Annotated in this window: 24 protein-coding genes; 14 read left to right on the top strand and 10 right to left on the bottom strand. The window is 68.1% G+C overall.

The features are described from left to right. Positions 1-8 precede the first annotated feature (8 nt). Positions 9-404: a hypothetical protein gene (locus ACTWPB_RS21830; RefSeq protein ID WP_446222431.1), complete on the top strand. Its 396-nt coding sequence runs from the start codon at positions 9-11 to the stop codon at positions 402-404. A gap of 4 nt (positions 405-408) precedes the next feature. Here the strand turns inward: ACTWPB_RS21830 and ACTWPB_RS21825 are convergent, their stop codons facing one another. Genes ACTWPB_RS21825 through ACTWPB_RS21815 form a run of 3 tightly spaced genes read right to left on the bottom strand, consistent with a single transcriptional unit; the run spans position 409 to position 2754 of the window. After that, positions 409-1488: a quinone-dependent dihydroorotate dehydrogenase gene (locus ACTWPB_RS21825; RefSeq protein ID WP_446222430.1), complete on the bottom strand. Its 1080-nt coding sequence runs from the start codon at positions 1486-1488 to the stop codon at positions 409-411. A 7-nt stretch (positions 1489-1495) separates the two neighbouring features. Next, positions 1496-1747, bottom strand: a complete 252-nt coding sequence (locus tag ACTWPB_RS21820) for a DUF5703 family protein (RefSeq protein WP_446222429.1) — start codon at positions 1745-1747, stop codon at positions 1496-1498. Beyond that, positions 1747-2754, bottom strand: a complete 1008-nt coding sequence (locus ACTWPB_RS21815) for a YncE family protein (RefSeq protein ID WP_446222428.1) — start codon at positions 2752-2754, stop codon at positions 1747-1749. Before ACTWPB_RS21815 ends, ACTWPB_RS21820 begins: the two co-directional genes overlap by 1 nt. Before the next feature lie 166 nt (positions 2755-2920). Here ACTWPB_RS21815 and ACTWPB_RS21810 point away from each other — a divergent pair, with 166 nt between their 5' ends. Genes ACTWPB_RS21810 through ACTWPB_RS21800 form a run of 3 tightly spaced genes read left to right on the top strand, consistent with a single transcriptional unit; the run spans position 2921 to position 5915 of the window. Continuing rightward, positions 2921-3277, top strand: coding sequence for a hypothetical protein (locus tag ACTWPB_RS21810; protein WP_446222427.1), 357 nt, complete (start codon positions 2921-2923; stop codon positions 3275-3277). Further along, positions 3278-3817: a hypothetical protein gene (locus tag ACTWPB_RS21805; RefSeq protein WP_446222426.1), complete on the top strand. Its 540-nt coding sequence runs from the start codon at positions 3278-3280 to the stop codon at positions 3815-3817. Positions 3818-3836: 19 nt separating this feature from the next. After that, positions 3837-5915: an MMPL family transporter gene (locus ACTWPB_RS21800; protein ID WP_446222425.1), complete on the top strand. Its 2079-nt coding sequence runs from the start codon at positions 3837-3839 to the stop codon at positions 5913-5915. A gap of 301 nt (positions 5916-6216) precedes the next feature. Here ACTWPB_RS21800 and ACTWPB_RS21795 read toward each other — a convergent pair whose 3' ends face one another. From ACTWPB_RS21795 to ACTWPB_RS21775, 5 genes are all read right to left on the bottom strand, one after another. After that, positions 6217-6549: a VOC family protein gene (locus ACTWPB_RS21795; protein WP_446222424.1), complete on the bottom strand. Its 333-nt coding sequence runs from the start codon at positions 6547-6549 to the stop codon at positions 6217-6219. Between the two features lie 205 nt (positions 6550-6754). Further along, positions 6755-7615, bottom strand: a complete 861-nt coding sequence (locus tag ACTWPB_RS21790) for a heme ABC transporter ATP-binding protein (protein ID WP_446222423.1) — start codon at positions 7613-7615, stop codon at positions 6755-6757. A 58-nt stretch (positions 7616-7673) separates the two neighbouring features. Beyond that, entirely contained in the window at positions 7674-8795 is a 1122-nt protein-coding gene (locus ACTWPB_RS21785) for a FecCD family ABC transporter permease (protein ID WP_446222422.1), read from the bottom strand. A 142-nt stretch (positions 8796-8937) separates the two neighbouring features. Continuing rightward, a complete protein-coding gene (locus ACTWPB_RS21780) occupies positions 8938-9951 on the bottom strand; it encodes a heme/hemin ABC transporter substrate-binding protein (RefSeq protein ID WP_446222421.1) in 1014 nt (337 codons plus the stop codon). A 17-nt stretch (positions 9952-9968) separates the two neighbouring features. Next, positions 9969-10946: an aldo/keto reductase gene (locus ACTWPB_RS21775; protein WP_446222420.1), complete on the bottom strand. Its 978-nt coding sequence runs from the start codon at positions 10944-10946 to the stop codon at positions 9969-9971. Between the two features lie 357 nt (positions 10947-11303). On the opposite strand from ACTWPB_RS21775, the gene ACTWPB_RS21770 reads away from it, so the two are divergent. The 6 genes from ACTWPB_RS21770 to ACTWPB_RS21745 all read left to right on the top strand — a co-directional run bounded on the left by ACTWPB_RS21770 (position 11304) and on the right by ACTWPB_RS21745 (position 15493). Continuing rightward, positions 11304-12245 (top strand): undecaprenyl-diphosphate phosphatase, encoded by a 942-nt coding sequence (locus ACTWPB_RS21770; RefSeq protein ID WP_446222419.1) that lies wholly within the window; start codon positions 11304-11306, stop codon positions 12243-12245. Positions 12246-12277: 32 nt separating this feature from the next. Next, positions 12278-12994 (top strand): histidine phosphatase family protein, encoded by a 717-nt coding sequence (locus tag ACTWPB_RS21765; RefSeq protein ID WP_446222418.1) that lies wholly within the window; start codon positions 12278-12280, stop codon positions 12992-12994. A 49-nt stretch (positions 12995-13043) separates the two neighbouring features. Next, positions 13044-13631: a DUF3090 domain-containing protein gene (locus tag ACTWPB_RS21760; protein WP_266288581.1), complete on the top strand. Its 588-nt coding sequence runs from the start codon at positions 13044-13046 to the stop codon at positions 13629-13631. A gap of 7 nt (positions 13632-13638) precedes the next feature. After that, positions 13639-14436, top strand: coding sequence for an SCO1664 family protein (locus ACTWPB_RS21755; RefSeq protein ID WP_446222417.1), 798 nt, complete (start codon positions 13639-13641; stop codon positions 14434-14436). Positions 14437-14562: 126 nt separating this feature from the next. Next, entirely contained in the window at positions 14563-15114 is a 552-nt protein-coding gene (locus tag ACTWPB_RS21750) for a dihydrofolate reductase family protein (protein WP_446222416.1), read from the top strand. Positions 15115-15229: 115 nt separating this feature from the next. Beyond that, positions 15230-15493, top strand: a complete 264-nt coding sequence (locus ACTWPB_RS21745) for a hypothetical protein (RefSeq protein WP_446222415.1) — start codon at positions 15230-15232, stop codon at positions 15491-15493. A gap of 50 nt (positions 15494-15543) precedes the next feature. Here the strand turns inward: ACTWPB_RS21745 and ACTWPB_RS21740 are convergent, their stop codons facing one another. Then, on the bottom strand, positions 15544-16386 hold the full coding sequence (locus tag ACTWPB_RS21740; protein WP_446222414.1) for an alpha/beta fold hydrolase: 843 nt from the start codon (positions 16384-16386) through the stop codon (positions 15544-15546). Continuing rightward, positions 16383-16805, bottom strand: coding sequence for a helix-turn-helix domain-containing protein (locus ACTWPB_RS21735; RefSeq protein ID WP_446222413.1), 423 nt, complete (start codon positions 16803-16805; stop codon positions 16383-16385). Before ACTWPB_RS21735 ends, ACTWPB_RS21740 begins: the two co-directional genes overlap by 4 nt. A 295-nt stretch (positions 16806-17100) precedes the next feature. Here ACTWPB_RS21735 and mshC point away from each other — a divergent pair, with 295 nt between their 5' ends. The 4 genes from mshC (at position 17101) to ACTWPB_RS21715 (ending at position 21676) form a co-directional block, all read left to right on the top strand. Beyond that, positions 17101-18339, top strand: coding sequence for a cysteine--1-D-myo-inosityl 2-amino-2-deoxy-alpha-D-glucopyranoside ligase (gene mshC, locus ACTWPB_RS21730; protein ID WP_446222412.1), 1239 nt, complete (start codon positions 17101-17103; stop codon positions 18337-18339). Between the two features lie 169 nt (positions 18340-18508). Continuing rightward, the gene (locus ACTWPB_RS21725; protein WP_446226438.1) at positions 18509-19294 is read left to right on the top strand and encodes a universal stress protein; all 786 of its coding nucleotides are present in this window, start codon (positions 18509-18511) and stop codon (positions 19292-19294) included. 133 nt (positions 19295-19427) lie between these two features. Then, entirely contained in the window at positions 19428-20846 is a 1419-nt protein-coding gene (locus ACTWPB_RS21720; RefSeq protein ID WP_446222411.1) for a hypothetical protein, read from the top strand. Next, entirely contained in the window at positions 20843-21676 is an 834-nt protein-coding gene (locus ACTWPB_RS21715; protein ID WP_446222410.1) for an Abi-alpha family protein, read from the top strand. The genes ACTWPB_RS21720 and ACTWPB_RS21715 overlap by 4 nt, the downstream gene beginning before the upstream one ends. The last annotated feature ends 33 nt before the right edge of the window (positions 21677-21709 follow it).

Here is a 21709-nt window from a genome sequence, read left to right as displayed (position 1 = left end):
GGTCCGCGATGGTTATTCATGGCACCGACGACACGTTACGCAGCGACCGCACGCCGGAGTTCGCCGAACGCACCGACACCGGCGGCTGGCGATTGAGCTGGTTGCCCGAGTACACCCTGAGCCGTGAGCAGGCCTGGGCGGGCATGGAGCTCGACGAACTCGTCAGCGATCTCGCCGCCGTCCACGACCGACTCGCACACGCCGAGATCAGTGCCCGTGCCGACCTGCTCGGCATCATCTGGCAGCAGGCACTGATCAAGCTCGCCAAACGCATCGACGCCCGCCAACGCGGCGACAACCCGGCGGTGGGGGAGTCGTTCCACGATCCACCGGCACAACTGTCGCGGCTACGCCCGGCGCGACCGATGCGCGAGGACCGGGCGCCCCAGGCGTACTACGGCTGAGACCTCAGACCGAGTGGGCGCGGTGTTCGGCGCCGACCGCGTCGGACAGGCAGGCGTAGCCGTTCGCACGCAGGTTGGCGGCGATGCCGCGGTGGATGCGGGTGGTCCAGAAGGGGCCACCGTAGATGAAGCCGGTGTAGCCCTGCAGGAGGGTGGCGCCGGCGAGGATGCGCGCCCAGGCCTGGTCGGGGGTTTCGATACCGCCGACCGAGATCAGGACCACCCGGTCGCCGACGCGGGTGTAGAGACGGCGCAGCACTTCCAAGGACCGTTCGGCCACGGGGGCACCGGACAGGCCGCCCGCGCCCATGGCTTCGACCTCGGGGGTCGGGGTGGCGAGCCCGTCGCGGCCGATGGTGGTGTTGGTGGCGACGATGCCTGCCAGACCCAGTTCGACAGCGAGGTCGGCCACGGCGTCGATGTCGTCGTCGGACAGGTCGGGGGCGATCTTCACCAGGACCGGCACCGAGACGCTGTCGAGCACGGCCTGCAGGATCGGGCGCAGGGACTCGACAGCTTGCAGATCACGCAGACCGGGGGTGTTGGGGGAGGACACGTTGACCACGACGAAGTCCGCGAGCGGGCCGAGTAATCGGGCGCTGGTCGCGTAATCGGCCGCGGCGGCGTCGGGTTCGGTGACCTTGGTCTTGCCGATGTTCGCGCCGATCGGGACGGTGGGATGCGCGCCGTGCAGGCGGGCGGCCGCGGCGGCGGCACCGTGATTGTTGAACCCCATCCGGTTGATCAGGGCGTGGTCGGCGGGCAGCCGGAACAGGCGCGGCGTCGGGTTGCCGGGCTGGGCGTGGGCGGTCACGGTACCGATCTCGGCGAAACCGAAACCCAGTGTGCCCCAGGCGTTCGCGCCGTCGGCGTTCTTGTCGAAACCGGCGGCAAGGCCCAGCGGTGCGGGGAAGTCGACACCGAACGCGGTGGTGGCCAGGATCGGGTCCTCGACCACGGTGAGCTTGCGGGTCAGCCAGCGGGTCGGCGGGAACCAGGTGGCGAAACGCAGGGCGGCGAACACCAGGTGATGCACCCGCTCCGGCGGGATCAAGAACATCAGGCGTAACAGGAGGGCGTACATGGTCGGCTCACAATCCGGGTTCGGGCACAGGCAGGACGGCGTTTTTGCGGCGGCGCAACAGCACCCGGCGACTGCCGTCGGTGTAGGCGCGCACCCGGGACAACTCCCAGCCACCGAATTCGGCCTGGATGGCCAGCCGCATCGAGGCGGTGACCCGGTTGACCTCCGGTGGCAGCCGCAGGGGCACGTATTCGTAGTCGTCGTTGCTGGTTTCCCAGCTCGGCGGTGTCGCCGAGCGCGAACTGCGAGGCCTGGCCATCACTGCCCTCTCTTCCGCTCGTCCGCGCCGATCCGCTGCAGGCCATCACCCACAGCCGAGGCCACGAAGAGGTCGCCGGTGCGTTCGTCGACGGTGATGGAGTCGGGCTGGCGCAGCGTCGCGAGCCTGGCCACCTCGACACCGATACCGGTCGACAGGTCGTAGCCGACGACCTCGTTGCTCTGCGTGCAACTCACCCAGACCAGCTCCGAACGCGGGTCGTAAGCGAGTGCGTAAGGCGACGATGATACCGGGAAACGCTGGCGCAGCACGAGCGGACCGGCCGAGTAGACGAGCAGTTCGCCACCGGCGGTGTCGGCGACGATGATGCGGCCGTGCGGGTCGGTGATGGCGTTGGTGGCGCCGTCACCCGCGCGCAGCATCAGGCCGAGCGCGTCCTCGCCCACGGCGACAACAGCGGTTTGCTTGCGATCGAGGACTGTGGTGTTCTCGCCGGTCAAGGCGATCGCGTCGGCGGAGACGAGGCCGGTGATCGTGCGGGTGACCGTGCCGTCGGCGTTCAGTTCGCGCAGGGTGCCGTCGGCCGTACCGACGACGAGCGTGCCGTCGGTGCGGGTTTGCACGCTGTGCACATCACCGTCGACGGGGATCTCGGTGAGTGTGCCGGTGGTCGCGTCGACCCGCAATACCCGGTTGGGGGCGGCGACGAGTACCTCGCCCGGCGTGCCCTGGGCCAGCGACGCGCCGGCGGCAGGCAGGCTGACTGTGCGCGGGGTGGCCGGTGCGGCGGGGTCGATCAGTGCGAGCGCGGTCCCGGCGGTGTCCAGGGCGGCGAGGCGGCCCGTCGAGCGTTCGGCGAGCAGGGCTTTCGTCGCGGCCGCCGGGAAAACCTGACCGGCCGGGTTCGCGGCCTCGGGCGAGACGGCCGCGGTGGCCGGGGGCCTGGTCGGGACATCGGGACCGCCGTCTTCACCGCTGCACCCGGTCAGTACCACCAGAACCGCCGCGCCGACCAACGCAGAGGCGACCGAGCCACGAGGGCGCATGCACCGAACTCCTTCAATCCGCACGAGGTGACTCCCTTGATCACCATCTGACCATGATGACTCACCAGTAGCTTCGACCGGGTGTGCGCGTCGGAAGTGTCGGTGACGCACGTTACTGTTGACACGTCGACAATTGATTGCCACACAGCGGCAGGAGATCCCCACGATGACCGACCGGACACCAGCGGGTTTCGGCATCGATGACATCTCCGTCGGACCCTTCGCCCACGGCTTCGGCACCACCGACGACGGCCGCCCGTTCGCCTTCCGCACCCACCGCGGCACCCTGACCGTGCAGATCTATCGCGCCGACCTGGGCGATGCGGTACCGGGATCCGACGACGTGGTGGCCCAGGCGCACGCTCAGGTGACCGACATCGACCTCGGTGACGAACGCAGCGTCAGCGCCTTCGTCCGCGATCTGCTCCCCGGCGCCCACCCTGTCGCGGGGGCGGCGACCAGTGACATCTCCACAGTTCGCGCCATCCTGGGACGGATCAGTGCCGTCATTGATGGTATGTAGATGGTGATGTCTTCCACACTTTTCGCCAGGGCCACTGCGGCCACCGCCTGCCTCACGGCCCTCGTCGCCCTCGCCGCGTGCGCGGGAACCTCCGACGAGGCCTCGGTCGACGCCGCACGGTCTTCGGCCAACGCCTCCCTCGCTTCCTCCGTCGCGATCTCGGCCAGCAAGGCCAACGTGCCGCTGCCGACCGCCCAGCAACTCGACGCGCAGATCAAACGCGCGCTCGACCCGAACCTGCCCGACGTCGAACGCACCGAACTGATCGAAGACGGCGCCGCGTTCTCCGACGCCATCCCCGACATGTACAAGGCGCTGCGCGACAACCCCCATGCGGTGTACGGCGTCGTCGACCCGGTGTTCGACAACCGCGACGGCACGCTCACCGCGACCATGCGCCTGGACAAGGACGGTTCGGGCACCAACGTGCGTACCACCATCGTGCATTTCGTGCTGCTCGACGGGAAGTGGAAGATCTCGCGCACCGACCTGTGCGGCATCCTGCGCTCGGCCGACTATCGCACCGCCGCCTGCGGCTGAGATGGGCGAATCTCGATCCATGCGGTGGGGCAGGTTCGTCCACCGCCACCGATTCCTCGTGCTCGGCTTCTTCGTGCTGACCGTGCTGGTCTCGGGGTGGTTCGGTCGCGACCTGGCCGACCGCTACACCCAGGAAGGCTGGTTCGACGAGTCGAGCCAGTCGGTGGCGGCGTCCAAACTGGCCGACGCCACCTTCGGCCGCGACACCGACGGCGATCTGATCGTCATCTACACCGCCCCACCCGGCACCACCGTCGACGATCCCGCCGTGCGCGGACCGGTGACGGCGGCGCTGGCCGACCTGCGCAAGCAGTACGGGGAGCGGATCCACAAGATCGACAGCTACTGGGACAGCCCGTTCTCGGCGAATGCCTCCGATCCGACCAAACAGCACGCGTTCGCCAGCATCGGGCTGGCAGGCGGCGGCGGGACCGCGACGGTCAACAACTATCTCGCGCTGAAACCACACCTGGACGCCGGTGTGCCCGGCGCTGGACCGGGTGGGACCACGGTGCAGCTGGCGGGGCTGCAGCCGGTGGTCGAGGGCATCAACATCGGGATGCAGCACGACATCAAGCGCGCCGAGATCATCGCCTTGCCGATCGTGGCGATCCTGCTCTACTTCGTGTTCGGCGGGCTGATCGGCGCACTGCTGCCGGTGCTGATCGGAGGACTCACCATCCTCGGCACCTCCGGGATCTTGCGGGTACTCACCGCCCAGATCGAGGTCAACGTGTTCGCCAGCGCGGTGATGACGTTGGTCGCGCTCGGGTTGGCGATCGACTACGGACTGTTCACGGTGACCCGGTTCCGGGAGGAACTGGCCGCCGGACGCTCCGTCGAGGACGCGACCGCCCGCACCGTCGCCACGGCCGGGCGCACCGTGCTGTTCTCCGCGGGGATCATCGCTGTGAGTCTCGGTGCGCTGTTCATCTTCCCGAACGGGGTGCTCCGATCAGTGCCCTACGGCGGCATTTCCGCGGTGATGCTGGCGGCGCTGCTGTCGGTCACCGCACTGCCCGCCGCGTTGAGTATCGCCGGACACCGGATCGACTGGCTGGGCTGGAAACGTTTCTCACGCAGCAAGACCGAAGCCCAGATCGATGCCGGGTTCTTCTCCCGGCTGGCACAGTGGGCGATGCGAAGGCCATGGGCGGTGGTCATCCCGATCGTGCTCGGCCTGCTGGCATTGAGTATTCCGTTGCGCCACATCGAGTTCGGTGGGATCAGCGAGAAATATCTGGCTGCCGACAATCCGGCGCGGGTGGCCCAGGAAGATTTCGATCACCTGTTTCCCGGATTTCGCACCGAACCGTTGAAGCTGATCGTGGTCGGTGCCTCGCCGCAGCAATTGAGCGATATCCGGTTCGAGGCCAATCAAGTTCCCGGGCTGACCGGGCGGTTCGAACCGGCGGCGGCGACCAAGGACAACGTCAATGTGCTCTCCGCCGGACTCGGTGACAAACGCGACGCCGACCGGGTGATCGACACACTGCGTGCGCTGCCCGCGCCACCGGGCGTGCAGGTGATGGTCGCCGGTATCCCCGCGCTCGAACGCGACAGCATCAACGGATTGATCGACGGGCTGCCGCTGCTGTTGGCGATTCTGATCGCGGCGGCGCTGGCGTTGATGATCGTGGCATTCCGGTCGGTGATCCTGGCGGTGAAGGCCGTCGCGATGAGCGCGCTCAGTTTGGTCTCGACCCTGGGCGTGCTGACCTGGATCTTCGTGGAAGGGCACGGAGCTGGGGCATTCCAGTTCACGCCGGGGCCCTTGATGTTCGCGGTGGTGGCGTTGATCGTGACGGTGATCTTCGGGTTGTCCACCGACTACGAGGTGTTCCTGCTGTCCCGGATCGCCGAGAAACGGGCCGCGGGTGCCGATCCCGCCGAGTCCATCCGCCACGGCGTGGCCCACACCGGCGGGGTGATCACCTCGGCGGCCGCGATTCTGATCGTGGTCACGGGGGCATTCGGGTTCTCGGATCTGGTGCTGATGAAATACATCGCCTACGGGATGATCGTGGCGCTGATCATCGACGCCACGATCATCCGGATGGTGCTCACCCCGGCGCTGCTGAAGATCATCTGGAAATAGCCGCCTCAGAACTGCTGATTGCCGTAATTCGCGGAACCAGGCCACGATCTGGTCGTGCTCGGCGGTTCTGGCCAGTGCCAGCATGAGCAGCAGCCGTGCGTTCTTCGCCGCGAGGTCGCCGCCGCTGACGACGCCCATCTTCGGTCGACGGTGATCGCGCCGAAGCCGTAGGCGTTGGTGGCGACCAGGGCGACACCCTTGGTCGTCAGCGCGGCGCTCGCCTGGTTCGGCGAAGGGGTGCCCGCGAACACGATGCCCTTGGCGCCCGCGGCGACGGCCGCGGTGATGGGCTCGGAGTGGGCTACTTTCCGATGATGCCGAACGGGTTGCCGTCGGTGTCTTCCAGGACGCAGATGCGGGTGCCGGGGCTGACTTCGCGAGGGGCGGTGCGTTCGGTGGCGCCCGCGGATATGGCCGCGTCTCGGGCCTTGTCGACATCGTCGACTCCGGCGTAGGCGACGGGTCCCGCCGTGACGTCGCCACTGGGGTCGAGGCCGATCTGGACATCGCCCACCGCCCAGCCGACGTAGTAGGGCTCGTCGGTGTGCGGAGCCCCGTACAGGGTGGTGTAAACGGCTTTTGTCGCCGCAAGATCGGATACCGGGATGACGACGCTGGCGATGGTGGGGCTCATCGGATCTCCTCTGCGATGGGAGCGAGCCACGGTCGCGGGCGACGAGTAGACCGATCGTCGTCGGCGATGGTGACCGCGATGGACGAATGACCTCGGTGCCAAGCCTACCCATGCTCCTTCGGCCCTCCGCCGCCACCGAATCGCGCGTGTCGAGGAGCTCTTCTCAGCGGCGACTGCGTTCGACCAGGACGAAACCGGTGGTGGGTCAGTTGCGGCCGCGTTCGGGCAAGACGAGTTGGGCGCCGGTGGTCGGGTGATCGAAGACGTCGACGGGGTGGTGATAGACGGTGGTGAGCAGTTCGCGGGTGAGGATCTCACGGGGGAGACCGTCAGCGGCGACGCGGCCTGCGTCCAGGACCGTGACGCGGTCGGCGTAGGCGGCGGCCACCCCGAGGTCATGGACGACGACGACCACGGCGGCACCCTCGGCGGCACGGGTGGCGGCCAAGCGCAGCACGGCTTCCTGGTGGCCGAGGTCCAGGGCGGCGGTCGGCTCGTCGAGCAGCAGGGTGGCGGTGTCCTGGGCCAGGACGCGAGCCAGGGCGACACGGGCGCGCTCGCCGCCGGACAACGACGGGAAGATGCGGGTGGCGAGGTGGGTGACGTCGGTGGCGGCCAGTGCCGCGGTGACGAGTGCGTCGTCGTTGTCGGCAGCCGCGGTGTGCAGCCACGGGGCGCGGCCCATGGCGACGACCTCGCGGGCGGTGAACGGGAAGCCGACGGCGTGGGATTGGGGCAGGACCGCGCGGCGGCGGGCCATGTCGGCGGGGGTCCAGTGCGAGAGTGCGTGGCCTTCGAGCTTGACGGTGCCGGTGCTCGGCTCGAGTTCGCCGGCGAGGGCGGCGAGCAGGCTGGACTTGCCTGCACCGTTCGGACCGACGAGCGCGACGATTTCCCCTGCCGCGACCTGAAAGTCGACAGCTTCGAGGACGGTACGGGTGCCGCGCCGCACGGTGAGCCCGGTGGCGCGCAGGGTGACGGTGCCGAGTTCGGGGCGCGCGGGCACGTCAGGGGTTCGTGCGAACAGCGAACGCCAGGAAGCCCGCCGTCCGAGGGTGTCGGTCATCGCGAGCCTCCGGTCCCGGCGCGGCGTAGGCGGGTGGCGTCGGCGGTGCAGGTGCCGGTCATCCCCAACCTCCTGCTCGGGCTCGGGTGCGGCGCAGCAGCCAGAAGAAGAACGGGCCGCCGATCAGGGAGGTGAGCATGCCCAGCGGCAGGTCGGCATTGTGGACCAGCGTGCGGGCCACGACGTCGGCGCCGAGCAACACCACCGCGCCCACGATCGCACTGAGCGGAACGAGCACGCGATGGCCGGGCCCGACCATCATCCGCACGAGATGCGGCACGATCAGCCCGACGAACAGAATGATGCCGCTGAACGCCACACCCGCCGCCGTGAGCACCGCGACCACCACGATCACCTGCCTGCGCAGCCGTTCCACATCGACCCCGAGGTGGCGGGCCGCGGAATCGCCGAGTGCGAGCAGATCCAGGCGCGGCGCGATCAGGATCGCCGCCAGAATGCCGACCGCGGCCAGCGCCGCCACGACCGCCACCGACGGCCAGGTGGCGCCGTTGAGGCTGCCGAGCTGCCAGAACACGATCTGATCCCGCGCGGCGGGGCTGGCGACGAACAACAGCAGCGCGATCAAGCCGCCGGCGAAGGCGTTGATCGCCACACCGGTGAGGATCAGCGTCACCACTTCGGTGCGCCCACCCGACCTCGACAGCACATAGACCAGCGCGGTGGTGATCAAACCCGCCACGAACGCCGCGGCCGCCACCGACCAGGCGGCGACGAACGCACCACCGACCACGATCACGGTGCCCGCTCCGACCGCGGCACCCGCCGACACCCCGATAACACCGGGTTCGGCGAGCGGATTGGCGAACACCCCCTGCAACAACGCACCCGCTGTCGCGAGCGAAGCCCCGACCAGGATGGCGAGGGCAACCCGTGGGAACCGCACCTGCCACAGCGTCACCTCACCGGCCGGATGCGCGGGCATCGGCCCGATGTCGAGTCCGATCCGGTGCGCCACACTGCCCAGCACCTCGGCAGCGGTCGTGGGTACCTGTCCGAGCACCGCCGACACCACGGCCAGCACTACGAGGGCCAGCAGCGCGACGGCGAACACGGCCGTCACGCGGGTGCCTCGGTGGCGTGCCGGGGGCAGGGGATCAGGGGTCGCGTCCGTTATCCGGGGGGCGCTCGCGGGCTTCGTCAGGTCGGGTGCATCGTTCATGCGGTGACCGTCCGGCACGCTCGCGCAGGACTCTCCGAAGCCGACCGCTGACCGACTGGTCCGGTCAGCCTGCTAGGCCGCGAACCCAGTGTCGCCGCCGCACACCTCGATGGCCTGCGTGCCGGCGCCGAACGCAGACCGCTCATGCCGGTTTGCCGTAGACGGCGTCGGAAAGGGCAGAGACGACGCGGCCGGTATTGGGGCCGAAGCTCAGGATCACCGCGTCGGACATGTCGACCACGCGCCGGTTGCGGCCCGCCGGAGTCTGGGCGATGCCGGGCACCTTCTCCAGCCCGTCGACGCCACCCACCGATTTCAGCCCGTCCGACATCACCAGCAGCACATCGGGGGAGGCCGCGATCATCGCCTCGCTGGTGATGGCGACGAACGGCTCGTTCACGCCGGCAGCGGTGCCCGCGTCTACGCCACCGATCGCGGTGATCAGCGAATCGGCGCCCGAACCGCGGCCCGCGATCATGGTGATCGCGGCGCTGCGCAGGTACAAGAAGGCGATCTTGGGTTGCGGATCCTGCTTCGGGACGCGGGCTGTCGCGGTGGCGATCTCGTCGTGGGTGCGTGCGCCGAGCTGCTTGCCCGCCTCGGGAACACCCAGCGCGGTGGCCACTGCCTCGATCTGCGGGACGACACCGGCCATGCTGCGCTCGGGGTCGAAGTAGACGACGGTCACCCCGGCTGCCCGCAACTGCTCACGCACGGCGGGGGCGGCGCTGGTCGTGTCGGTGAGGAACACCGACGGGCGCAGATTCAGGACCGCTTCGACGCTGAGGCTGCCGTTGCCGCCCGCCACATTGGGCACGGCCGCGATGGCGGGGAACGAGGCGGAGGTGCTGCGGCCGACGAGGTTCGCGCCGAGACCCAGCGCCCACACCGTTTGGGCGAGGGTGCCGTAGCGGTCGACGGCGATGATTCGCGAGGTGTCGGCGATCGTCACGTCGCTGCCGTCATAGGACTTCACCGTCACCGGCAACCGCGGCGTCGGCGCGGGCCCGATCGGGACGGGGTCCAGGTCAGCGAGCTGTGCCGTCACCGGACCACCCGAATTGGCAGTCGATGCAGGATTGCTCGTGGTGCAAGCGACGGCACCGGTCAGCACCGTCGCCGCGAGCATCGCCGTCAGCACACCACGCAGTTTCATATAGGTGAGGCTAGCCATCATTCGGAACGGGCGCTCACATCGTCGAGGGCCGCCGCGATCGCGCGCGGCAACTCGAGGGTTTCGGCGGCCAGCACGCCGGTGAGCTGACCGATATCGCGGGCACCGACGATCATGCTCGCGATGCCGGGCCGATCACGGATCCAGGCCAGCGCCACCGCCAGCGGCGACGTACCGAGCCCGTCAGCGGCGGTGACCAGCGCGTCGACCACCCTGGTCGCGCGATCGTCGTCGAGCCTGCGCCGGATCTCGGCCGCCGTCGCCTCGTCGGCACCCCGCGAATCCGCCGGGACACCGTCGCGATACTTGCCGGTCAGGATCCCACCGGCCAGCGGCGCCGACGCGATGATGCCCACCCCGTGGTGGCGGCCTGCGGGAATCGCGTCGTTCTCGGTGCCACGCGCGAGCAGCGAGTACGGCGTCTGCGCGGCCGTGATCGGCGCGATCGCGGCCAGGCTGGCCAACTGCCATGCCGTGAAACCGCGCACACCCGCGTACCGGGTGCGGCCGGTCCGCACCGCGGTGTCGAGGGTGGCCGCGACCTCGTCGAGCGGGGTGTACGGATCCCAGGCGGCGATGCTCCAGATGTCGAGATGGTCGGTGCCCAGTTCGAGCAGGGTTCGATCGAGTTGTTTGAGCAGGGTGCGCCGCGACGCGTCGACCACCGGGCCCACCGCGGCGGGCGAGGGCACCGAGTCGCCGACCCCGGCGCCGGGCGCGTGCATCACCACACCGGCGCTGCCACTGAGCACCAATTCGTCACGCGAGACCAGGTCGCCGAGCAGATCCGCCAGGATCCGCTGCGCCGCGCCCTCGCCGTACACGGGGGAGATGTCGACGAGCGTGCCACCGGCCTCGGTGAACGCCGCCAACTGCACCGACGCTTCGTCGGCATCGGTATGTGTCCCCCAGGTATGGGTCGCCAACCCGATCCGCGACACCCGAAGTCCGCTGCGTCCCACCGTTCGCTGTTCCATCACCGCGCCCGCGCATTCGTCACGGCGACAGCCTAATGGGCGCAGCCGCGCAGCGTCCTCAGCCGCGCACGGCCGGAGCGAAGGCGGAGGTACGCCCAATGGGCGCAGCCGCGCAGCGCTCCTCAGCCGCGCACGGCCGGAGCGAAGGCGGAGGTACGCGCCTAATGCGCGGGCCACCGCTGCCTCGCTCGGCGACCCGTGCCGCGGCGCGGCAGAACCCGATCTCGGCGACGGGCGGGCGGCGACCGAGCGCGACGACAGGTAGGGTCGCTGCGAGATCGTGGCCGTCATGGCCGGATATGAAGCAAAAGCCCAGGAGGACGCGGTCTTTCGGGCGCGAGTCAGCAGGAGGACGTGGTGGGCGAGTCGATGACCTGGTTCCAGGCATTGGTACTCGGGTTGGTGCAGGGACTCACCGAGTTCCTGCCGATCTCGTCCTCGGCGCACCTGCGCATCGTGTCGGGCGTATTCTTCGGCGACGACGCGGGCGCGTCCTTCACCGCGGTCACCCAGCTCGGCACCGAGGCAGCGGTGCTGGTGTACTTCGCCAAGGACATCTGGCGCATCCTGGTCGCCTGGTTCACCACGCTCGGGATGCGCTGGCGGGAACGGTCCCAACGCGAGGTCGCGGTGGGAGACCGGGTCACCACGAAATTGCCGGTGATGGATCGCAGTGCCAGGGACGCGCACGAACGCGACACCCAGCGCGAACTCGACTACCGCATCGGCTGGTACGTGATCATCGCCACCATCCCGATCGGTGTGTTGGGGTACCTGTTCAAGGACGAGATCCGCACCGGGGCGCGCAATCTGTGGCTGGTGTCGTTCATGCTGGTCGCGTTCGCGCTGGTGATCGCCGCCGGTGAGCATTTCGGCAGCAAGACCCGCTCGTTCGATCAGCTCACGACCAAAGACGGCATCGTGATGGGTCTGGCGCAGTGTCTGGCGCTGATCCCCGGTGTCTCGCGTTCCGGTGCCACGTCAACGGCCGGTCTGTTCCTCGGATTGGAACGCGAAGCCGCCTACCGGTTCTCGTTCCTGCTCGCGATCCCCGCAGTCACCGCATCCGGCCTGTTCAGCCTGCCCGACGCCTTCGCGCCGGCAGGTGAGGGGCTCAACGCCAGCGGTCCGCAGTTGCTGGTCGCGACGATCCTGGCGTTCGCTGTCGGGTACGCCTCGGTGGCTTGGCTGTTGAAGTTCGTCGGCAAGCATTCGCTGTACTGGTTCGTCGGCTACCGGATCATCCTCGGCGTCACGATGCTGGGCCTGCTGGCCGCCGGCGTCGTCTCGGCGACCTGAGCCCAACGAGCCCCGATGGTTAGGCTGGTCCCATGACGGTGATCCTGCTCCGGCACGGAGTGTCGACCTCCAACACCGCGCGCACCCTCGCGGGCCGCACCCCCGGCGTCGAACTCACCGAACGCGGCACCGAACAGGCCGCCGCGGTCGCCGACCGGCTCGCGATGCTGCCGATCGAACACATCGCCAGCTCACCGCTGCTGCGCTGTCAGCGCACCGTGGCGCCGCTGGCCGAGAAGCTGGGCCTGGAACCCGACCACGACGAACGGCTCATCGAGGTCGACTACGGCGACTGGACCGGGCGCCCGATCGCCGAACTGGTCACCGAACCGCTGTGGCGGGTCGTGCAGGGTCACGCCTCGGGTGCGGTGTTCCCCGGCGGGGAAGGGCTGGCCCAGGTCCAGCAGCGGGCGGTCGCCGCGATCCGCGACATCGAACGCACACTGGCCGAGAAGGCGGGCCGGGATGTGCTGTGGGTGGCGTGCGCGCACGGCGACGTCATCAAATCGATTCTGGCCGACGCCCTCGGCCTGCACCTGGACAGCTTTCAGCGGATCGCGGTGGAACCGGCCTCGATCAGCGTTGTCCGCTACAGCCCGCACGGGCCATCGGTGTGGAAGTTCAACGACACCGGCGCCGATCTTTCCGCGCTGGCCGCGGCCGCACCGACGACGCCGACACCCGGTGGAGAGGTGCCTGCAGCCGCGAACGCGGATAATGGGAATGCGGGGCACCGCGATTCTCCTTAGCGGAGTGTGTTCGTGAGTGTCGATCAGGGTCACGTATCAGGAGGTGCATGTGTCACGCGCAATCCATGTATTTCGCACCCCCGATCGTTTCGTCGCCGGGACCGTCGGTGAACCGGGCGATCGTTCGTTCTACCTGCAGGCCGTGCAGGAACCATTGGTGGTGAGCGTGCTGCTGGAGAAGCAGCAGGTGAAGGTGCTCGCCGACCGGATGGGTCTGCTGCTCGACGAGGTAGCGCGTCGCTTCGGCGCCGAGGTGCCACCCGAAGGGGAGGACGTGCGCGATGTCGCGCCGCTGGTCACCCCCATCGACACCGAATTCCGGGTCGGCACCATGGGTCTGGGCTGGGATTCCGACGCGGGAGCTGTGGTGGTCGAGTTGCTCGCGATCACCGAGACCGAGGTCGACGAATCGGTGGTGCTCGACGACACCGACGAAGGCCCTGACGCGGTGCGGGTGTTCCTGACCCCGATCCAGGCGCGCGAGTTCGCGTTGCGGTCGGCGCGGGTGATCGCGGCGGGGCGCCCGCCCTGCCCGCTGTGCGGGGAACCGCTGTCCTCGCGCGGGCACATGTGTGTGCGCACCAACGGGTACAAGCGCGGCGAGATCTTCGGCGCTGCCGAACTCGAAGAGGAGTGATCTCGGCGTGCCAGTGCTCACCGAAGGTGAACTCGACATCGTCGGCCGGATCGGCGTCGCCAGCAATCTGACCCTGGTGTGTGAGATCGCCGCACCCGAACCCGACGGTGCTCCGCTGCGGGTGGTGTACAAGCCGGTGCGCGGTGAACGACCGCTGTGGGATTTCCCCGACGGCACCCTCGCGGGCCGCGAGGTCGCGTCGTATCTGATCTCCGAACACCTCGGCTGGGGTGTCATCCCCGAAACGGTGCTGCGCGACGGGCCTTTGGGGCCTGGCATGGTGCAGCGCTGGGTCACCTCGGTCGACAACCGAACCGACGCCCGTCAGCGCCTCGACCTCGTCGACCTGTGCACGCCGGGGACGGTGCCCGCGGGATTCTGTGAAGTACTGCGCGCGCTCGACGAGCAGGGCAACGAGGTCTCGCTCATCCACGCCGACGATCCGCGGCTGCAACGGATGGCGGTGCTGGATCTGTTGCTCAACAACGCCGATCGCAAAGGCGGGCACGCGCTCGAAGGTGTCGACGGTCAGGTCTACGGCGTCGACCACGGCATCTGCCTGCACACCGAACCGAAACTGCGCACCGTGCTGTGGGGCTGGGCGGGACGACCGGTGCACGAGTCACTGATCACCGATATCGCCACCTTCGCCGCGAATCTGCCCGGTGCCGTAGCTGATTCGCTGGCCACCCACATCACCGACGCCGAGATCGCCGCGCTGACCGAACGCGCGAAGGCGTTGCTCGAACATCCGGTGATGCCGGTTCCCCACTCGTCACGCCCGATTCCCTGGCCCGCTTTCTGATACGTGCCGGTTCGTAGCAGGTTTTCGGAAGCGCACGGTTGACACCGGGTGTGCGGATCGACAGACATCGATCCGAGGAGGAATTAGGGTCCGGTGAGTTTCGAGCACGAAGGAGGTCTGCACCTCATGAGGAAACTGATCTACGGGTTCGGCGTGTCCCTGGATGGTTACATCAACGACCGCGACGGCAGTATCGACTGGACCGACCCGGACGAGGAGCTGCACCAGTTCCACAACGACCGGTTCCGCGGGCTCGAGGTCGCGTTGAACGGTCGTCGGCTGTACGAGCTGATGGCCGAGTACTGGCCGTATGTGCCCGAGGACGCGCCGCGCATCACGCGCGAGTTCGGCGGGCTCTGGACGGGCAAGCCCAAGGTCGTCTTCTCCCGAACGCTCACCGAGGTCGCGTGGAACAGCACGCTGGTCAGTGCGAACGCGGTCGAGGAGGTTCGCAGGCTCAAGGCCGGTGGTGACGGCGTCATGGAGGTCGGTGGCGCGAGCCTGGCGGCCTCGCTGATGCCACACGGGCTCATCGACGAGTACCAGGTGTTCGTCTCGCCCGTGGTGCTCGGCGGCGGCACGCCGATGTTCCCGTCACTGGACAAGCGCATCGGGCTCCGATTGGTCGAGACGAGGCGCTTCGAGACTGCGGTGCTGCTGCGCTACCTCGTCGACTGAGATCGGTGCCCCGCTGCGGGTTTCTGACAGGTCCCGGGGCTCTGTTGCCTGGTCAGTGCCGGTGCTAGTGTGCTCCAAGCACTTTCGCTATCCCCGCGAGATCCGAGGAACCCACATGTCGACCCGTTCAATCGTCACCACCTCCGCCGCCGCGCTGCTGCTCACCGGTGCCGCCGCTGCCATCGCCGCACCTGCGCAGGCGTTTCCGGCCGGCTGGTGGACCGAGAAGACCTTCGTCTGCACCGCCACCGACCGCGCCGGTGCACCGCTGCCCGACGTCACCGTGAAGGCCGCCGACCAGGTCGGTGCCTCGTTCTACGCGCTGCCGCAGTTCGGCCCGGATGCCGACACCGCGAATGTGCAGTGCTACCAGCAGTGATGTGATCTTGTTCGGTGTCGCCGCACGTCGGGGAGCGGTGGCACCGAAGTTCATCCGGCGTGTGTCTGCACGAATTCCCGTACCGCCACAGTCTGATTCACCAGAGCGTGTCCGACGCCGGGGAGCAGACGCACCTCGCCTCGCGGGAAAGCACCGCGAGCGCGTTCGGCGGTGCGCGCCGAATCGAACAGGGCGTCGCGTTCGCCGACGATTACCAGGACCGGGATGTCCACCTCGCGGAGTTGTTCGTCGCGGAAAATGGGCAGACTGACGGGGCGCGGCGTGAAATGCGCGAATGTCAGCGCTATGTCGTCGATGATCGGGTCCGCTTGCGGCCCGTCGAGGCCGAGACCGACGCGCGCCATGTCGCGCGCGCTGTGCCTGCCGATCATCCGCAGGCCGATCGCCTTCACCAGCCAGCCGTAGCGATGCTTACCCAGTCCACCCGGGCACAGCAGGACCAGGGTCGTGACCCGGCCCTGCCTGCGCAGCACGTAGTCGAGTGCGGTCCACCCGCCGAGTGACATGCCGACCAGCGCCACGGTATCGAGGCCGAGTCCATCGATCACCTCGTCGAGCCAGCTCGCGGTCGCGTCGCTGTCCAGCGCCAGCCGGGTCGGGGCGCTGAATCCTGGTTCGCCGGGCAGATCCACCGCGTACACACGGAAACGGGTCGACCAGTCGGCGATGTCGGCGCGCCAGGTGCTCGCATTGGCTCCTGAGCCGTGCAGCACGACCAGTGGCGGTGCGTCCGCGGGTCCGGAGACCACGACGAACGTTTCGCCTGCGCCGGTGGCTATGCGCAGTTCCTCGTGGGGGACGGGCCAGTCGTCGAGGTGCTCGCGGTAGCGCCGCTGGACGAGCTGTCGGCCTTCGTCGGACTTGTAGATCATGTGCTGAGGATTCCGTCCAGGTAGTCGAGCAGGCGGGCACTGTCGGCGAGGCTGCCGAGCACGATCACTTTGAGGCGATGGCGGGCCGGGTCGTAGCTGGTTTCCACGCGCATGCGCTGACCGCCCGCGCCTCGGGTTCCGGCGGTGGCGGTGAGCAGGGTGGTGATCCGGTCGACGGTGGCGCGGTCGATGTCGTCGATCTCGACGATGCAGGACGACTCGGCGTGCCGACCCGGCACTGTCTGCGGTGTGGTGATCGGCAGCCCGGTGAACGCCTCGAGGTCTTCGTGGGTGATGCGGTACTGCTTGCCGATGCGGGCAGCGGGGAGTTTGCCGTCGCGCACATAACCGCGCACGGTGCGCACGTGCAGTCCGAGTAGTTCGGCAACCTGCTCCACCGAATAGAGACGATCCGTCATGAAACAACCGTAAACGAATGTACCTATAGGGAGCAATAGGGAAGTTCAGGGAAGTGTGGACTGTGACAATGATCGCGATGGCAACCGTTCGCTCAGGTCGGAACACACACAGGGCACGACACACCCGGTGTGACCCGTTACCCCCGTGACCAGCCGATCTGCTCGAGTGCAAACCTTGACGCGGGCGCCACAACACGTTTGTGTGCAGGTAGCGGGCCGTGCCGCGACGCCGCGAGCAACCCCATGAGCCGGGCCGCGAGCCGAGCACATCGGCAGGGGCTCTACCCTCGAAGACATGCAGTCCTGGTCCGATATCGCCCTGCCGACCGTCCCCGGAACAGGGCCGCCCTTGCGTTTGTACGACACCGCCGATCGTCAGATCCGCCCGGTCACCCCGGGCGAGACCGCGAAAATGTATGTCTGCGGCATCACTCCCTACGACGCCACCCACCTCGGCCACGCCGCCACCTATCTGACGTTCGACCTGGTCAACCGGATCTGGCGCGACGCGGGCCACGACGTGCACTACGTGCAGAACGTCACCGACGTCGACGACCCGCTGTTCGAACGCGCCGATCGCGATGGCATCGACTGGCGCGATCTCGGCAGCCGCGAGATCGACCTGTTCCGCGAGGACATGACCGCGCTGCAGGTGCTGCCGCCGCGGCACTACATCGGTGCCATCGAATCGGTCGAGGAGGTGGTGGAGCTGGTGCAGAAGCTGCTCGCCGCCGGCGCCGCGTACATCGTCGACGATGCCGAGTACCCCGATATCTACTTCCGCACCGATGCCACCGAACAGTTCGGCTACGAATCCGGATACGACCGCGCGACCATGGAGACGCTGTTCGCCGAACGCGGCGGCGACCCCGACCGGGCGGGCAAGCGCGACACCATCGACGCCCTGCTGTGGCGGGCAGAGCGTCCCGGTGAACCGTCGTGGGAGGCGCCCTTCGGTGCGGGCCGCCCAGGCTGGCACATCGAGTGTGCGGCGATCGCGCTCAACCGCATCGGCGCCGAATTCGACATCCAAGGTGGTGGTTCGGACCTGATGTACCCGCACCACGAGTACTCCGCCGCACACGCCGAGGCGATCACCGGCACCCGCCGCTTCGCCCGCCACTACGTGCACGCCGGGCTGATCGGCCTGGACGGCGAGAAGATGTCGAAGTCCCGGGGCAATCTCGTGCTCGTGTCGACGCTGCGCCGCTCCGGTGTCGACCCCGCCGCGATCCGCCTGGGCCTGCTCGCCGGTCACTACCGGTCCGACCGCATGTGGACCGATGAGGTACTCACCACGGCGCAGAACCGCCTCGACCGGTGGCGTGAAGCCGTGTCGCTGGCCGCGGGCCCCTCCGCCACCGACACGGTCGCCCGGTTGCGTCAGCACCTGGCCGACGACCTCGACACCCCGAAGGCCCTCGACGCGATCGACAACTGGGCCGAACAGGCCATCGCCTACGGTGGCACCGGCACCGAAGCCCCCACCCTGGTCCGCACCGCCGTCGACGCACTCCTGGGTGTCACACTCTGACCAGATCGCCATCGCCTGGAAGTCAGGCGCGGGGGCCCTCGCACCCCTCGGTGGCACCGCACCGGCAGAGCCGAGCGTCCTGACCTCTCGGTGCCGGTTGCCCGCAGTGTGCTGCGCTTATACTGTGGGCCACAGCGCAGCTGACCTGCCGTCGATCGGAGAGCGTCACATGGGGTGCTATCAGCGCATCATCGTGGGAACAAACGGCTCGGAGTCCGCGCAGACAGCGGTAGCGGTGGCGGGAGAGTTCGCGGTGCGCCTCGACATCCCGGTCACCGCGATGTGTGTGTGGAAGGACGCGGGGCGCAAATCGGGCACCGACGCCGAGTGGGCCGAACAGGCCACCGCCACCGCCGCGCAAACCCTCACCGCCGCCGGTGTACCCGAGGTATCGCGCACCGAACTCGACGGCGCCGCGGGCGCGTTGCTGCTCGAGATCTCCGAACAGCAACCCGACACCCTGCTCGTCATCGGCGGGGGCAGCCTGGGCAGTTCCAAGGCGCGCCTGCTCGGCTCGACCGCCAATCACGTGTCGCACCACAGCCAGACCGATGTCGTGTTCACCAGCAAGGTCCCCAAACGCTGGACCACCATCGGCCTCACCACCGACGGATCGGCGAGTTCGCTGACCGCGGTCCGTCGCGGCTACGAACTCGCCCTCGCCCTCGGCGCGCGCCCGTTCCTGGTGACCTCCGCCAAAACCGACGACGACGGTGCCGAGACCCTGATCGACGTGGAAGGTCAGATCGAGGTCGAGGACCCCGAACTGTTCGGCCGCGACATCCTCACCGGAGTCCCCGCGGCGGAGGCGATCTGCAACTCGGCCTGGAAATACGACCTCGTCGTGATCGGCAACCGCGGAATGAGCGGCCCCGAACGCCTATTGGGCTCGGTAGCCAACAAAGTAACCCACGACATCGACACCAACCTCCTGCTGGTCAACACCACGCACTGATTCGCCGGCCACCGAGGGCATCGAAGTTTGCTCCGGTTTAGCGGGTAACGGCGGAACTTCCCCAGACCGGGGAGCTCGGTCGCCTATGATGACCCTACGTGCGATGTTCGCCACACAACGGAGTGGACGCCGGATGAATGCTGGGATCGAGGCGGCGGGGTTCTTCGGCCTGCTGGACTTGGAGAAGACGACCGGTCTGAGCGAGTTCTGGGTCGACATGATCACCATCCCGATCTTCAGCGCCATGGCCGGTCTGATCACCAACTGGACCGGAGTGATCATGCTGTTCGCGCCGGTGCGCTTCACCGGCTTCTATGTGCCGGGGCTGAAAACGATCTTCCCGCTGCTGCCGCGCAAGGTACAGATCCTGCCGACTTTCGCTCCCGGCGGCATTCTCGGCTTCCAGGGGTTCATTCCGGCCCGCTCGGAGAAGATGGCGAGCCTGATGGTCGACAACGCGGTCGCCAAGATCGGCACCGCCAAGGACTTCTTCGATCAGATGGATCCACGCAAGATCTCCGCGCAGGTCGCGCAGGTCGCGCTGCCGAACGTGCGCTCGATGGTCGACTCGATCATGGTGGCCGAACACCCGCGCCTGTGGGCGGACATGCCGCCGCGCGCACGCGAAGCCGTCTACACGCGGGTGGAGGCCGAGCTGCCCGCGATCACCGATCGCGCGTTCGACTTCATCGGCGAGAACATCGACCAGCTCCTCGACGTGAAGCTGATGGTCGTCGGTTATCTGCGGCGCAGGCCCGAACTGTTGAAGGACGTGATCTACGGGCTCGGTGCGCCGGAATTGCGGTTCATGGTCCGCAGCGGCGTGCTGGGTTTCCCGTTCGGGGTGATCGTGGCGCTGTGGTTGTCGTTGCTGCACTACAGCACTCCCCATGGCGACACCCCCGCGGTGATCTCGCTGCCCGGCTGGCTCTACAACCTCCTGCACTTCCTGCCCGCGTGGGCGTGGGTGATCGCCGGTGGTGCGGTGGTGGGTGTGCTGGTCAACATCATCGCGATCAAGGTGGTGTTCGAACCCGCCGCGCCGCGACCGCGCTACCGATATCCGTGGCGGGTCGCGAAATTCGCGAAACGGCAGTACCAGGCCGCAGCCGATCTCGGGCACGCGATCGGGTATCAGATCGTCACCCTCGACGTCGTCGCCGAGCAACTGCTCGACGGGCCGAGCGGCGACAAGACCCGCGCGGTCATCGCCCACTTCCTCGAAGCCGAGATCGACCGGATCCTCGGCCCGTTACGCTCGGTGACCCGCCTCGCGATCGGGCCACGCCACTTCGACGCCATCCAGGCCACCGCGGGCGCGAACCTGGCCACCGAGATGAAGCCATGGCTGGTCGAAGACGTCGAGTTCTCCCAGACCACCGCGGCCAGCGTCGACCGGCTCGCCACCGAGAAACTGCGCGAACTGCCGCCGGAGGAGTTCGTCGAAATGCTCTACACCGCCATCGAACAGGACGCCTGGCTGCTGTATCTGCACGGCGGCGTGCTCGGTGCCCTCATCGGTGCGCTGCACCTGCTGATCTTCGGAACATGAGCATGGAACAGAAACCTGATCGCGAACCCGGGATTCCCACCGATCTGCTCGGATTGGCGCGGATCGCGGGACTGTCGTTGCGTCACATTGTCGGCGCGCTGACCAAGGGTGCCGTGGACAGTGCCACCGATCTCGTCGACGACATCCGCTCCGGCGAATCGATATCGCAGATCTTCGACGAACGCATGGACCTGTTGCGCCGCACCGCGTTGAGCGCACTCGGCCTGACCAGCACCGCCAACGGTGTCTACGGTCCGATCGAAACCAAGGTCGATGCCGACGATCTCAAGGCGATGGGCGACGCCATGATCACCGAGGGCTGGGATTGCGCGCAGCAGCCGCGCGACCTGCACCCCTCGTTCGTGCCGATCCTGCACGACCTGACGCCCGACGAAGCGCGGATCCTGCGGTTCCTCGCTGTCGCCGGACCGCAGCCCGCGATCGACATCCGCACCAAGGCGCCGTTCGGGATCGGCTCGCAACGGCTGGCCGACGGTATCAACATGATCGCCGCGATGGCCGGATGCTCACTGCCCGACCGCGACCACCACTACCTGGGAAACCTGAGTCGCCTCGGGCTGGTCCGCTTCTCCACCGAACCGGTCGCCGACTTCCGCCGCTACGCGTTCCTCGAAGCGCAACCGCCGGCGCAGGCGGCGTACAAGTCGGTGAAGATGCGGGCGATCAGCTCCTACCGCAGCATCTACCTGACGGTGTTCGGAAAGCAGTTCTGCGATGCGTGTTTCGTGCTCGGCGACTACACCGGGGGCGGCTGGGCAGGCGATGACCGTGGCGACATCTACCTGGGCAAGGGCCCCCGGCTGCCCTGATCAGTCCCGGCCGCCCTGATCAGTCCCGGCCGC

This window comes from Nocardia sp. IBHARD005, assembly GCF_052814245.1.
Note: the sequence above shows the minus strand (reverse complement) of the source record. Positions and strands in the feature narration are given on the sequence as shown.